At 60.8% G+C, this 14,353-nt stretch carries 11 protein-coding genes; 6 read left to right on the top strand and 5 right to left on the bottom strand.

Features of this window, described 5'->3' with window-relative positions; genetic code table 11:
• Positions 1 to 299: 299 nt before the first annotated feature.
• Positions 300 to 3,062, bottom strand: a complete 2,763-nt coding sequence (polA, locus tag HS101_10095) for a DNA polymerase I (protein ID MBE7506623.1) — start codon at positions 3,060 to 3,062, stop codon at positions 300 to 302.
• A 360-nt stretch (positions 3,063 to 3,422) separates the two neighbouring features.
• Here polA and HS101_10090 point away from each other — a divergent pair, with 360 nt between their 5' ends.
• Positions 3,423 to 5,177 carry a hypothetical protein gene (locus HS101_10090; GenBank protein ID MBE7506622.1) on the top strand — a complete coding sequence of 585 codons (1,755 nt, stop codon included), beginning with the start codon at positions 3,423 to 3,425 and terminating at the stop codon, positions 5,175 to 5,177.
• A 62-nt stretch (positions 5,178 to 5,239) separates the two neighbouring features.
• Here HS101_10090 and yidC read toward each other — a convergent pair whose 3' ends face one another.
• The 4 genes from yidC to HS101_10070 all read right to left on the bottom strand — a co-directional run bounded on the left by yidC (position 5,240) and on the right by HS101_10070 (position 9,493).
• Positions 5,240 to 7,438 (bottom strand): membrane protein insertase YidC, encoded by a 2,199-nt coding sequence (gene yidC / locus HS101_10085; GenBank protein MBE7506621.1) that lies wholly within the window; start codon positions 7,436 to 7,438, stop codon positions 5,240 to 5,242.
• A gap of 68 nt (positions 7,439 to 7,506) precedes the next feature.
• Positions 7,507 to 8,265 (bottom strand): metallophosphoesterase family protein, encoded by a 759-nt coding sequence (locus tag HS101_10080; GenBank protein MBE7506620.1) that lies wholly within the window; start codon positions 8,263 to 8,265, stop codon positions 7,507 to 7,509.
• 53 nt (positions 8,266 to 8,318) lie between these two features.
• Complete coding sequence (locus HS101_10075) at positions 8,319 to 8,522, bottom strand: Trm112 family protein (GenBank protein ID MBE7506619.1); 204 nt, start codon at positions 8,520 to 8,522, stop codon at positions 8,319 to 8,321.
• Between the two features lie 233 nt (positions 8,523 to 8,755).
• Complete coding sequence (locus HS101_10070) at positions 8,756 to 9,493, bottom strand: hypothetical protein (GenBank protein ID MBE7506618.1); 738 nt, start codon at positions 9,491 to 9,493, stop codon at positions 8,756 to 8,758.
• Positions 9,494 to 9,782: 289 nt separating this feature from the next.
• On the opposite strand from HS101_10070, the gene pckA reads away from it, so the two are divergent.
• The 5 genes from pckA (at position 9,783) to HS101_10045 (ending at position 14,274) form a co-directional block, all read left to right on the top strand.
• Complete coding sequence (gene pckA, locus HS101_10065) at positions 9,783 to 11,369, top strand: phosphoenolpyruvate carboxykinase (ATP) (protein ID MBE7506617.1); 1,587 nt, start codon at positions 9,783 to 9,785, stop codon at positions 11,367 to 11,369.
• A 114-nt stretch (positions 11,370 to 11,483) separates the two neighbouring features.
• Complete coding sequence (locus HS101_10060; protein ID MBE7506616.1) at positions 11,484 to 12,431, top strand: hypothetical protein; 948 nt, start codon at positions 11,484 to 11,486, stop codon at positions 12,429 to 12,431.
• A 50-nt stretch (positions 12,432 to 12,481) separates the two neighbouring features.
• Complete coding sequence (locus tag HS101_10055; protein MBE7506615.1) at positions 12,482 to 12,901, top strand: YjbQ family protein; 420 nt, start codon at positions 12,482 to 12,484, stop codon at positions 12,899 to 12,901.
• Positions 12,902 to 13,125: 224 nt separating this feature from the next.
• Complete coding sequence (locus HS101_10050; GenBank protein MBE7506614.1) at positions 13,126 to 13,809, top strand: DUF4349 domain-containing protein; 684 nt, start codon at positions 13,126 to 13,128, stop codon at positions 13,807 to 13,809.
• 12 nt (positions 13,810 to 13,821) lie between these two features.
• Positions 13,822 to 14,274, top strand: coding sequence for a hypothetical protein (locus HS101_10045; protein ID MBE7506613.1), 453 nt, complete (start codon positions 13,822 to 13,824; stop codon positions 14,272 to 14,274).
• Positions 14,275 to 14,353 lie beyond the last annotated feature (79 nt).

Genomic DNA, 14,353 nt, shown 5'->3' with positions numbered 1-14,353 from the left:
ATTCCACGCATTACTTCGGTTGTGGGATTTATAGAACCCGCGAAGCTCGGGAATAAGCCATCTCAGCATTGGATCGTCGCTTTACGGGATTATCCGACAAGCTGCCTTGAGCCATTGTGCGCCACAACTTCGATCCCGGCTTATTCTGACTGGACGACGGTAGGTCTCTTGTTCTCGAGGAGAGACCGTAATCGGGTAACTGACTTGGCCTCGCGTCGACTTCGTGCCTGCTGTTGATTATCGAATGGCCAGATTAGTCACGATACATCAGAATAAACTCTCCCGATCAACAAGTCATCCTATTTCACATCCAGCCAATTCGGCCCCCAGGCGACGTCCACCTTGATCGGAACCGTCAATTCAATCGCGTTCGACATTTCCTGCGAGATCATCGCCGCTTCTTCTTCGACGCGCTTGGCCGGGACTTCGAAGACCAGTTCGTCGTGGACCTGGATGATCATCTTCGACGGGCGCTTTTCCTCGCGGATGCGGCGGTCGATGGCAATCATGGCCCGTTTGATCATGTCGGCGGCGGAGCCCTGCACGACCGTGTTCACCGCGAAGCGCTCGGCGGCGCTGCGGGCGGCCTGGTTGCGCGAGGAGATGTCGGGGATGGGGCGGCGGCGGCCGAGGATGGTCTGGACGTAGCCATGGCGCTTGGCGTGATCAATGCACTCATCGAGGAAGCCGCGAATCCTCGGGTAGCGCTCGAAGTAGCGGTCGATGAAAATCTTCGCCTGGCCGACGTTCATGCCTGTCTGCCGGGCGAGGCCGAAGGCGGACTGGCCGTAGATGATGCCGAAGTTGACGGTCTTGGCGCTGGAGCGCTGCTCGGAGGTGACCTCCTCGATGGGCACGCCTTCAATCTGCGAAGCGACGAAGGCGTGAATGTCGCGGTCCTCGCGAAAGGCCTCGGCCAGGGCGGAGTCTCTGCTGAAATGGGCCAGCACGCGCAGCTCGATCTGCGAGTAGTCGGCCTTGAGCAGTACTTCATCCTTTCCGCCGGGCACAAAGGCGCGGCGGATACGCGCCCCCAGCGGCGTGCGAATGGGGATGTTCTGCAGGTTCGGGTCACTGCACGACAGGCGGCCAGTGACGGCGCCGGTCTGGTGGAAGCTCGGGTGAATACGGCCGGTCTTCGGCGAGATCATCTCCGGCAGGGCATCGACGTAGGTGCCCTTGAGCTTGGCGAGTTCGCGGTATTCGAGGATGAGTTTAGGAATGGGGTCGTTGGTCTGTTCGGCGAGGACATCGAGCACTTCGGCGTCGGTGGAGCGGCCGGTCTTGGTTTTCTTGACGACGGGGAGCTTGCGCTCGTCGAAGAGCACTTCGGCGAGCTGTTTGGTGGAGTCGATGTTGAAGGGCCGGCCGGCGATGCCGTGGATTTCATCGCGCAGGCCGACCAGGCGATCGGACATCTCGTTGGAGAGCCCGGCAAGGAGCTGGGTGTCGATGGTGACGCCGAGGTATTCCATTCGGGCGATGACATCGACGAGCGGCAGTTCCAGATCGGTGAAGAGCGAGGTGAGCGTGGGATCGGTCATCTGCCCGCGAAGGACCTTGCAAAGTCGCCAGGCGATGTCGGCATCTTCGCAGGCGTATTCGCAGGTGCGGTTGGTGGGCACCTGATCAAAGGTCGTCTGATGCTTGCCTTTGCCGATAAGGTCGTGGGTCTTGATCTTGCGGTAGTGGAGCAGTTCCTCGGCGAGCTTGTCGATGCCGTGCGAGCCGCGCAACGGGTCGAGAATGAAGCTTGCGATCATTGAGTCGAAATCGACGCCGTGGACTTCGATACCGGCGGCCTTGAGGACGACAATGTCGTACTTGAGATTCTGGCCGCACTTCTTGATGCGTTCGTTTTCAAAGATGGGCTTCAGGTGGCGGACGGCGACATCCTGCGGGATGAGGCGGCCGACGCCGCGCACCGCGATGTAGTAGGCGTGATCGGCCTCGAAGGCAATGCTGATGCCGCAGAGGTCGGCGGCGGCCGGGACGAGACCGGTCGTCTCGGTGTCGAATGCGAATGCCGGGAGCCTGGCGAGTTTCGCGGCGAGATCGGCCAGGGCCTTCTCAGTGTCGATGAGCTGATACTTGCCGGAAGATTCGGCGACGGTGGCGAACAGGCCGGCGTCTTCGGGCGGCTCCTCCTTTTTGGCGGCGGATCGTGCGGAACTGGGCGTTGCGGCGGGCGCATCGTCACCGCTTTCGCCGGTCGTCACCCGGGCGATCATGCGATTCATGCCCAGTTCGGCGAGGATGGGCGTCGCGGCGGCGGCGTCAAAGCGAGAGACATCGGCGGCGGCGAGGTCGAATTCGAACTCGACGTCGTCCTTGAGCGTGACGAGTTGTCGCACGACCTCCATGCGCGGTCTGAAGGCGAGGATGTTTTCCTTGAGCTTGGGGGTCAATTCGTCGGCGCGGGCGATGATGTTGGCGACGGTGCCGTACTTGTCCAGCAGGTCGGCGGCCTTCTTGGGGCCGACGCCGGGGACGCCGATGATGTTGTCCACGCTGTCGCCGATGAGCATCTGGGCCTCGACGGCCTTGTCCGGGCCGTAGCCCTTTTCTTCGATCATCGCGGCAACGTCGATCACACGATCCTTGCCGGGGTCGAACATGAAGACATGCTCGCCGAGCAGTTGATCGAGGTCCTTGTCGCGACTTACGAGGTAGATGTCGAAATCGGCTGCGTATTTGCGGCACAGTGTCGCCAGGATGTCATCTGCCTCGTAGCGCTCCTTGCGGAGGATCGGCACCTTCATGGCCTGGAGAATGGAGACGATGCGGTCGATCTGGGGAGGGAGGTCTTCCGGCGGCGGCTCGCGTTTGCCTTTGTAGCTCGCGTCGAGGTCCACGCGAAAGACGGTCTCATCGGCGACGTCCATCGTCATGGCCAGATAGTCGGGTTTTCGATCGCGCAAGAGGCCCAGGAGCATCTGCAGGAAAACGTGGACGGCGCGCGTCTGCTCCCCGGTCGGTGAAGTCAGCGCGCGGAACGGGGCGTAATAGGCGCGGTAGATTTGAGCGTGACCGTCGATGAGGTAGAGGGTTTTTCGCGGCATTTCGAGTGGGCCTCGCGGGGCGGTTTTCTGCGGGGCGCGACGGAATGTCAAGCCGGGACGTGAGTCGGATTCGCGCCGGGCCCATAAGTTCGACAGTCGGATAACTATCAGCTTGCGGATTTGCGGACGGCCGGGCGGGCGGTCGGTTAAAGCGGCCTGGAAACGGGTCCGGACGTTGACATTCGGGGTTGGTTCGCAGATACTTGAGTATGCTCTGCTGTGCCGAGAGTTGAGTTGGCCTACCGGACGGTACCCACCCCAGCGGAGCGACCGAGACTACAGCGAATAGCCACACTGCCGGGGGGCGGTATCCGAAGATAACTGCGGATAAGCCCACAGCGTCGATTACGAGGAGAAGCCATGGCGGGAGCAGTTCCCCAGCAACGCGGAGGATCCAACGCGACGACGATCGGCATGGTCGTTTCGATCATCGTCGCCGTGCTGCTACTGGGCGCCCTGATATGGCTCATCACCCAGCAGGAGCAGCTTAGCCAGAACGCCGATCAGGCCGTGGCGGCGCGGGTACGGATCAACAAGGAACTGGAAGACTTGAAGGCATCGGCAGGCTTGGTCGTCGGCGCCATGACCGGCGACGCGAACGAGGCCCCGGTTTCGGCGCGCAACAAGCTGGAAGCGTCTCTCGCGAAGATTCGCGATGACGGGCGGGTTCCTGCTCCCGACGAGATGACGGCGACGGTCGGCTCGGTCGGCGTGATCGATCAACTCTATCAGCTTTACCTCGGAGAGCTTGATGCGAAAGCGAAGCTGATGGCCGGCTTCGATAAGGCGAACGCCGACCTGAAAGACGCTCTGGCCGCCCATTCCGATTTGCAGAAAAAACTGGCCGATGATCTTTCAAAATTAAAGTCAAAGGTTGACGAGCTGCAGAACGCCAAGACCGAATTCGAGCGAATCAAGTCCAGCGAGACTCAGGCCCTGGCGAGCCAGATCGGCGCGAAGCAGGACGCCCTGAACGCCCTCCGGCGCGAATCTGTAGACATGCGTCGAAAGGCCCGAGACGAACTCCTTCGGCGTGAGTCATTGCTGGATCAGCAGCGCGAAGCGCTTGCTTCGCTGCGCGGTCCCGGCATCGACGCCGGACAGGAACTGGCCATAGCCCAGACGCCTGTAGGAACAGTGATGCGCGCATTGCCGGGCGATTCGCTGGTGCACATCGATCTTGGCCGCGAAGACAACGTGCGACTGGGAATGAGCTTCAGCGTTTACTCGGCGGAAGAGCGGATTCCAGCGGACGGCCGCGGCAAGGCGCACATCGAAGTCGTGAGCGTCGATCGTCGAACGGCCGAGTGCCGGGTCACGACGCCGCCGTCTCCCGACAATCCCATTCTCGAAGGCGACAGCATCGGCAACATCGTGCTGAGCCGAGACCGATCCAAGAAGCAGCGATTCTGCATCGTCGGTCAGTTCGACATCGATTTCGACGGAACCGCGGACGTTCGCGGGCCCGAAGCCATCGCGGCGCTGGTGAAGCGATACGGCGGCGAAGTGGTCGATCATGTGGACGCGACCACGGATTATGTCGTTGTCGGTCTCGAACCGCCGAACGCCCCGTCCAACCTGACGCTTGAAGGTCGCCGAGGCGCCGAAGAGCCGATCGAAGATGCGACGGCGTCGGATGAGTCGGCTGATGAGTACAGCGAGGACGCCGACGTATCTGACGACGAAGACGAGTCCTCGGACGATGAGGAAGACGTAGCGCCCGACGATAGCGACGATGAAGACGCGAACGCTGATGATGCCGATGCCGAAGAAGATGACGCATCAGACGACGAAAACAGCGATGATTTTGATGATGAAGACGCCGAGTCCGACGAGGAGGGCATCCCCGCAGGCGATGAGGATCCTTCTGACGACGAGCCGCAGGCCGCGGGCAGCGCTGCCGCGGCGCCGTCCGTTCCCACCATCGCCCGCAATCCGGTCGTTGATCCGACCCGATCGCCTCGACTTCGCCGGGCGATGAGCGAGCGCGATCGTTACGACGAAGCGATCTATCGGGCGAGGATGTTCTCGATTCCTCGATTGCCGCAGGATCGATTCTTCAACTTTGTCGGCTTGGAAAGCGGCCGCGAGGCGGCGCGGGCGCTGGATCAGTAAGCTGATTACGCGATAAACGCCGACGCGGCCATCCAGTTAAATTGAGCCTGGGCGATTGGCTTTCAGAAGCGGGGCTGCTTCTTGCGCTTCTTCGTCTGCGCGTCGCGGCGGGATGATTGGAGCTGACGCGCTTCTTCGGCCTTCTTAGCCAGGCGCTCCAGCAGGCCCGGCGGCTTGCCATTGGCGCCGCCCGAACCACCGCGGTCATCGGTTCGACCATCGTCCGGCGGGCGCTTCTTCAATTCAAAATCGCCGCGTTCATCCTTCTCACGAATATGCTTCTTGATGCGATACTGCTCGGCCATGCCCAGCAGGTTTGAGGAGAGGATGTACAGGTTGAGCCCGCTGGGGAAGTTGTAGAAGAGGAAGCCGAAGAAGATGGACATGATGTTCATCATCTTCTGCTGCTGGGCCATGGGGTCGGCAATCGGTTTTCCCTGCTCATCGAGCTTGGGGGCTGCCGGCACGGCGGGCTTGGTCAGTTTCTGCATGAACTTCTGCTGCGCGTACATGGTGATGGTCATGATGATCGGCAGCAGGTTGAACCCGGTGATCGGACCAGTCATCGCGCCGAGCAGGGGAATGTGAAAGCTGGAGTTAAAAGGAATCAGGGCGTCCGGCGAGGACAGATCGTTGATCCAGAAAAAGAACGGCTGGTGCCGCATGTCGACGTTGGTATTCAGCGTCGTCCACAGGGCGACCCAGATGGGCATCTGAAGGAACATCGGCAGACAGCCGAGGATACTGCCGGCGGGGTTCACGCCCTCTTCGCGATAGAGCTTCATCGTCTCTTCGTTGAGCTTTTGCTTGTCGTTCTTGTATTGCTGCTGGATCGCCTCGATCTTCGGCTTGATGGACCCCATTGATTTCTGCATCTTCATCATGTTGACCTGACCCCGCTTGGTGATGGGGTGCAGGATGGTGCGCACGATGACGACGAGGATGATGATGGCGATGCCATAGTTGCCGACGACGCCGTAGAGCTTTGTCAGCAGCCAGAGCATTCCGACGGTGATGATGCGGAAGGTGAAGCCCGACTGATCGACGTGCTGGGCGATGTCGTAGTGACGCTCGGCGGCCTGGGGCATGGTTGCCCAGAGCTTGCTGCTCTTCGGCCCGCAGAATGCGTCGGCGGCAAGCATCATCTTCGCGCCAGGGGCAATGGTGCCGGTGGAGAGAACCTGCTCAAAGGTCAGATCGTCTACCGCTGAAGGATCATCGAACAGGGTCTTGCCGGTCACTTTCACGAGTGCGTCGGACCATGCCTGCTTCGCCTTGTCAGACGGCAGCGGACAGACGATGCATGCGAAGTACTTGCTGCCCAGGGCGGTCCAGAGGGTGTGCTCACCTTCACCCGGCAGGAGTTCCTTCTCGCCGCCATCGCTCTTGAAGACGTCGGATCGCAGGGCGTGCTGGCCATCGGTGATCTTCCCGTCCGAATCGACGATGGCCGAGACGATGCGGCGAAACTCGCGCTGCGGATCGTCATTCTTAATGCCGACGGGCCCGCGCACGGTGAGGATCAAATCCCGCGGCTGGTCGGTGAGGTTTTCTATTTGGGTCCGGATCGCCAGATGATAAGCATGCTTATCAAGTTCATAGACACGGCTTAAACGAAACGCCGGACGACCCTCGTCCGTGATAAATGTGCTCAGGACGGCCTGCTGCCCGGTCTCGGTCGGGCTTTTCTCGACCTGCCACATGGCGGCCGATACGTCGAGTTCGCCGAGCGTCGTGTCCTTGTTCTTTCTGATCTTGACATGCTCAAGGACAAACGACTCGACGCTGCGATCGGTCTTGGGATCAACGACGGGAGAGAGGAGCACGTATGGATCGTCGTCCGGATTCTTTCGATCCTTGGCGACGTGATTGCGATGCCGGGAAAGAGTGACCGATTCGACGCCGGCGCCGCGCGGCGTAATGACCACTTTCATCTCGTACGGATTGCCCTCTGACGCATCGTCATCGCCGAGCGCGACGGTCGCACTGTCCGCGGCGGAGGAGATAGCCCACTGAGCGGCCGGCGCGTTTGAAGCGGGCGGGACACTCGCGATACTCGGCACCTGCTCGGATGGCTGGGACGCGGAATCTTCAATCTGCGCCATGCCGGTATCGGATGAGGGCGCAGACGGTACGGTCGTCGTCTGGCCTTGCGACGGCTTTACCGGCGGGTACATCACCTCCATCAGCTTGAACCAGCCCACCATGATGAGCAGGCAAAGGCTGAAGGCGATCATCGTTCTTTTGGCCTGATTATCCATTTGAATCTTTCAGGATGCGGGAATTCGAGGCGGCACGCAAGGCCCGGCGGCGGAGAGGGATGTGTCGCTTATTTTCCTTCAAAAAGCCTCATTCCGAGGAAGTCGTCGAGGTTGGGGTTATCTCGGATCCGCTTCGCCGTCACCTGGATGTTGTATTCGACGCGGATGAACTCGACTTCGTCGCCATCGACGATCACGTAGGCCGCGCGCGGATCTCGATCGCGCGGCTGACCGACCGAGCCGACGTTGATGATGACTTTCTCATCGCCGATCGTGTAGCGGCGGTCGTCGCCCAACTCGTCGGGCGGCTCGAAATAGGGATCATCGACGAAGACGCCCGGCACATGGGTATGACCGCAGAAGCAGGTGAGCTGCTCCATGCGCTCGAAGTTCGCCAGCAGCTTTTGCGGCGCGGTGAACACGTCGTCGGGGAAAAGATATTCGTTGATCGGCTTGCGCGGTGAGCCGTGGACGAAGAGCAGGCCGTCCATCTCATTGCGCGGCGACAGGCCGCCCAGAAAACGCCATCGGGCATTTCGCTTGTCCGCATCTTTCTCATCTTCCAGCGCGGTTCGGGTCCAGAAGGCGGCCTTCTCGGCGGCGACGTTGAAATTCGCCGGTTCGTAGAAGACGGCGTGGTCGTGATTGCCGCAGAGGCTCCACTTGCACGTCTTGGCCACCAGGTCCAGACAGTCCGCCGGGTCCGGCCCATAGCCGATGATGTCGCCGAGGCAATAGACCGTCTCGATGCCGCGCTGGTTGATGTCGCCCAGCACGGTCTTGAGTGCTTCAAGGTTCGAATGGATGTCGGAAATAATGGCGAACATTCGGTTGGATTGCCCGGTCGGTATTGCCCCTGAGGCGTGTGTTTATTCCTGAATCAGCCGCCTGATTTCTGGGGGGCACTGGCCTCGTCGATGAGCATGATCGGTATCCCCTCGCGGACGGGGTAGCGGAGGCCACAGCCCGAACCGGTGCATTCCAGCCACGCCTCCGCGTTTTCCCCCGGCTGGGCGGCCTTCTGTTCGACGGGCTTCTTGCAGCTCGGGCAGACCAGAATGTCGAGCAAGTCCTTGTCGATCATGTGCTTAAGGCTCCAGCGGTCGTGTCATCGCCGATTCCGGGGCGGTCCCGGGCGCGAATCCATGATGCTAGGGAAAGGGAAAGCGGACGTCAATTGTGCAGGGCGGGGTACATTTTTCACGAATCGCCGAAACGAGCTTCAGGCCTCCATGGTGCATTCGGGCAGCAAGTCCCGCAACCGATCACGCCGCATTCATGATTAGCGTTTTATTTAGTGGCGTCGCCACGTTCGGCTCAGGAGCCCGCCGCTTCGTCCGCCGTCCCGGCGAGCGATGCGTTGTCATCGCCCTTGCCCTTGCTCATCGCAGCCGGCGCGGGCTTCCAGCTTATCTCGATAGAGAGGTCACTGATTTCCACGGTGGCCGAGAGCGACTCCGCATCGCCGGCGTTGGTGTCGCAGCGGCCGGAGACGATCAGGTAGTAACCGCGATCCGGCTCGAAGCGGGCGTCGAAGACCAACTCCTGCTGATTGCCTGACGACTTCGGGCCGCTGCCGATCACGGTCGAGAGCAGGTTGGCGTTCTTCAATTCCGCCCCGATCGAGTCTTTGATGAAAAATGTGAGGGCACTGGTCGCGGTCGGCGCGCCGGCGATCTCATCCCCGGGCTGCGTGCTGACGTTGTTCGACTCGCTGACCTTCAACCGTACTTTGACGACGGCGTCGAGCGCTTTGCCGGTCTTGTTGTCGAAGGTGTAGCCGAACTGGAATTCGCCCCAGGCGCTGCCATTCTTCTGGCACTCCGCGCGGCACATCGCCCCGGCCGGACCTCTGCGCTTCGACTCGCCACGGCCCGCACCGATTTGTCCGGAGCGGAAGGAGGCGTAATTAAAGTCCGCCGGGCCCGGCACGGTCAGGCCGCCGGTCGCCGCCGCCGCAGAGTCGATATCGGGCCGTTCGGCTTCGGGTAGTTTAACCTCGGCCGTCGTCCCGCCGCCGCCGCAGCCGGCAATCGCCAGCGCAAAAGTCGCCATCCCCCAAACCGCACACCGCGTGACCGTGGCCGAATGATTTGTTTGCATGATGGCGGTTAGGGTAAGACGGCCGTTAAATCGTGTAAAGCGTTGGCGGAAAACGCCGGAACGCCTGGAATTCAAGAAACGCCAGGACCGATGGGGACACATGTATGGGGCGGGGGCGCGGAGCTTGCTTGCCCGATCTGAGGGCCGAGGCGACAATCGCCGCGCTCCCACGCCTGCCGAAAGGGGCGGGGCCATGCCGCCGTGCGGGGCAAAATGCGGAAGGCACGAAAGGACCGACACCATGATTCAGAGCAGCCACAGCCTCGAGCATCACGGCATCAAGCCGGGCAAGAGCGTGCACCATAATCTTACCGCCGCCGAACTCGTCGAGCAGGCCATCGCCCGAAAGGAAGGGCAATTGACCAACTTTGGGGCGCTGGCGGCACTGACCGGCAAGCGCACCGGCCGCTCGCCTAATGACAAGTTCGTGGTCAAGGATGCGGGAACCGAATCGACCGTCGCCTGGGGCAAGACCAACCAGTCGATGACCACCGAGACCTTTGACAAGCTGCACAAGCGGTGTGTCGAGCATCTCAACCAGCAGGACTTGTTCGTCGTCGATGCATATGCCGGGGCGGATCACAAGTATGGCATGCCGATTCGCGTCGTGACGCCGAAGGCCTGGCACGCGCTGTTCGCCCGGCAACTCTTCCGCCGCCCGTCGGCTGATGAGATCGCCAGGAGCGTTCCCGAGTTCGTCATCCTCGCCGCGCCGGACAGCCACGCCGACCCGAAGTCTGACGGCACCAACAGCGAGGCCTACATCGTCGTCAACTTCACAAAGAAGATGGTGCTCATCGGCGGCACGCATTACGCGGGTGAAATCAAGAAATCCATCTTTTCCGTGCTTAACCATATCCTGCCGGATAAGAGCGTGTTCCCGATGCATTGCTCGGCGAACGTCGGGCCCGGCGGGGATGTCGCCCTGTTCTTCGGGCTCTCCGGCACCGGCAAGACAACGCTGAGCGCAGACCCCGATCGGCGGCTGATCGGCGATGATGAACACGGCTGGTCGGATCGCGGGGTGTTCAATTTCGAGGGCGGGTGCTACGCGAAGTGCATCCGGCTTTCCAAGGAGCGCGAGCCGCAGATTTACCACGCCCTGCGCTTCGGCGCTGTACTGGAAAATGTCGTCGTCGATCCGAACACGCGGGCCGTCGATTTCGACAACGACAAGTACACGGAGAACACCCGCGCGGCGTACCCGGTGGAGTTCATAGACAATGCGATCCCTGAGGGGCTGGCGAACGCGCACCCGAAGGCTGTTGTGTTCCTGACATGCGATGCGTTCGGCGTGCTGCCGCCGATCTCGCGGCTGACGACGACGCAGGCGATGTATCACTTCCTGAGCGGCTATACCGCCAAGCTCGCAGGCACCGAGGCGGGCGTCGGCAGCGAGCCGCAGGCCACCTTCAGCACGGGGTTCGGCCAGCCGTTCCTGACGCGGAGCCCGATGGTGTATGCGAAGATGCTGGCTGAGAAGATCGCGAAGCATGGCTCGACCTGCTACCTCATCAACACGGGCTGGTCGGGCGGGGGATACGGCGTGGGTCAGCGGATCGCCCTGCCGGCGACGCGGGCCATGGTGTCGGCGGCCTTGCGCGGCGATCTGGAGAACGTCTCGACGACGACGGACCCGGTGTTCGGGCTGCACATTCCCGCGAAGGTGACGGGGGTTGATCCGGAGCTGCTCGTTCCGCGAAACCGCTGGCCGGACCAGGCGGCGTATGACGAGAAGGCGAAGGACCTCGCGCAGCTATTCATCAAGAACTTCGAGAAGTTCCCGGATGCGACGGCGGACGTGAAGGCGGCGGGGCCGAAGGGCTGATTGGTCAGGGAGCCCGGCATGCTATCTTGTTTGTAGTGCCGATTGATACCCTGAGGGCGCCAACATCAATTGGGGTGCGCAAATCAAGCGACATGCAATAATAGGAGGACCGCGGTGAGAAACACTTCCAAGAATCGTTTGCTTGCCTATCTTGCATCGGCATTCTTTGAGATCGTGCTTACGGGTTGCGTTGCAGATCCTTCGACCGTCAATGGCCGCCTTGGCTCGTTCATGAGTGCCGCAAATCCGGATTATTCTTCTGAGGGCCCAAAAGAATCACTCTTGCTTTGGGAAAGGCCGAATGTGGCTGATCGCCTTTACTGTCCCGCTGTAAAGGGGCTTTGTGCTTTCAGCAACGAGGCTGGCGAAGTTTGGGGTATTCAGGCGGCGTACTGGTCGGACAGTGAACGCAAGCTCCATTGCCTCATAGATGTTGATGTTCCAGAGACATTTCTCGAGCCGCCTGAAAAGCCGACAGAGGATTACTTAAGAGAAGGCGATATTGCATTGCAAGAGTACCACCGCGAGCCGAGGGAATGGTGGGGCGACTCTACTCCAACCTCGCTTCCTTTGTGGAGAGTCGTTGAGGGCAACGAGCGGCTAAAGAAAAATGAAGCGCATGCGATTCATGCAGCCATTCAGAGCTATGACGATTTTCCGATTGGAGATCGGCGCGGAATCTCTCGTGAGATCAAGCCTCTCCCGCCAGAAGATATGGAGTCTTACCTGTATTGGTTTGCGGGTCTCTTTCCTCACCCGTCGAGGTTTCCAACAGAAAAAGGCCGCCTGCAACCGGGCGATGACCTGGGCGTTCGAGGTACCTTCATTCGAGACGTCCTCGGTCGCTGCTTCGCGTCATTTGATCTAAGTGGACTCGACACTCCGGGTTTCCGCAAATCGCTCAAGTTTCGATTCATGTGGGATACGGAAGTTGAAGTGTCGCGGCTGGACGAGCGACGTGTGCGCATCGAGGCAAGCATCTATTTCAAGAAACTGCCCGCTGAAGACTCAATCCAAAAGCAAAGGGCTGCAACTGCCTTGGACGGTAACTCTGCGAAGTAGCAATAAGGTTTTCCGATCCACGGATAGGTCGCTACGGTCCAAGCATACTCATGAAATCATTTCGTAAAGAACTGTGGTTCGAACTCAAGACCCGGCGGGGGTATGTCAACATCACGCCGCAGGTGGAGACGGCGATCGAGGAGAGCGGCGTTCGCGAGGGGCTTTGCCTCGTCAACGCGATGCACATCTCCGCCAGCGTCTTCATCAACGACGACGAACGCGGGCTGCACGCCGACTTCGAGACGTGGCTCGAGGGCCTCGCCCCGCACGAGCCGGTGAACCAATACCGCCATAACGACACCGGCGAGGACAACGCCGACGCCCATCTCAAGCGGACGATCATGGGCCGCGAGGTCGTCGTGGCCATCACCGACGGTAAGCTCGACTTTGGCCCGTGGGAGCAGATTTTCTACGGCGAATTCGACGGTCGCCGGCGCAAGCGCGTGCTGGTGAAGTTCATCGGGGAATAAAAGGGGACTGCGGACCCCATCCTGATTTCCGGTTGCCGCTGCCCGCCAACGGACGGATAATGCCCCTCCGTAGTATCCGCGATCTCATCGCAGCCGAGGGCCGTATTAATATGATGATCAATGCTCACTCCGGAAAAAATCAAATTGCTGTTCCGCGAATGGCTCTTGTCCTGGCGGCGATCTGCCTCATCGCAGGTTGTTCCACTGTGGGTCGAAATGAAGACTTGAGAGCCAAATTCGCGGCGCGAAAGGCGGCCCAGCCGTCAGACCTCGATCGCGCCGCAGCTTCGAAAACGCCACCGCCCGCACCAGCCTCAGGGGTAGGCTGGATTCGCCCCGCGTCCGATCGCGAGCCCGCCTCGCAGGGCGACAAGCGCATCGTCATTTACACCGCGCAGTTTCGCATTGTCGTGCAGGAGATTGAGGCGGCGATCGATGCGATGGAGCGGCTGGCCGAGGCACAGGGCGGCTACGTGCAGTCCATCAGCGGGAATCAGATCGTCATTCGCGTGCCGGTGGCCAAGTATCAGGCTGCGGTCGCTGAGGTCGAGTCGCTGGGCAACGTCGCGCGGCGCGATCTCCAGGCGACCGACGTGACCGAGGAGTATGTCGACCTGCAGGCGCGCCTCAAGAATTCCATGGCCGTGCGCACTCGGCTGGAGGCGCTTCTGGCCAAGGCGGAAGATGTCGAAGCCGCGCTGGCGGTGGAGAAGGAGCTCAACCGCGTTGGTGAGGAGATCGAGCGTTTGCAGGCCAAGCTGGAAGTGCTCAAGAATCGCGTGGCCTACAGCACCATCACCGCGGACTTTGAACGAGTGTATCGCGCCGCCCCGCTGCCGCAGCAGTTCAAGCTGCCGTTCAACTGGCTGAAGGAACTGGACCCGTCGCGGCTGACGCGCGAGTACTAAGTGGAGCCGACCATGAAGCGAATCGCGACTATTTGCGTAACGATGTCGGCCGCCGCGCTCTTCGGCTGTATGCCGATCGAACCGCCGGAGGGGTACATCAAGGACTCATCCAGCCACGCGTACGACTTCAAGGCGGTCTCGGCGCGCGGGAATGTGATCGCCTGTAACGTCCGTGCGAATGAAAACAGCAAGGCCGACTTGAAGTACTGGTCCGACGCCGTCGAGTATCAGAAAGTGGACATCGACGGCATGCGACTGGCCGGGCGCGAGACGATCACCTCGAATGGGGGCACCAAGGGCGTGCTTTTCAACTTCGAGTCCGGCGAGGGGCAGGGCAAGACGGCCTATCTCGTCGCGCTCTATGTCACACCGATGCGCATCTACACCATCGAAGCCACGGGCCCGGCCGATTCGATCACCAGGGACATGGACAAACTAAAGGCGTCGATGCAGTCAATTCGATAGCGCGAACACCGCGGACGATTCGCCTCCCAATCGGGCAGGAGATCGTCGTCCTATTCCGGCAAAGAGTCGCAGGTGGGTG

It is taken from the genome of Planctomycetia bacterium, assembly GCA_015075745.1.
In the GTDB taxonomy this organism is placed as follows: domain Bacteria; phylum Planctomycetota; class Phycisphaerae; order UBA1845; family UTPLA1; genus UTPLA1.
Note: the sequence above shows the minus strand (reverse complement) of the source record. Positions and strands in the feature narration are given on the sequence as shown.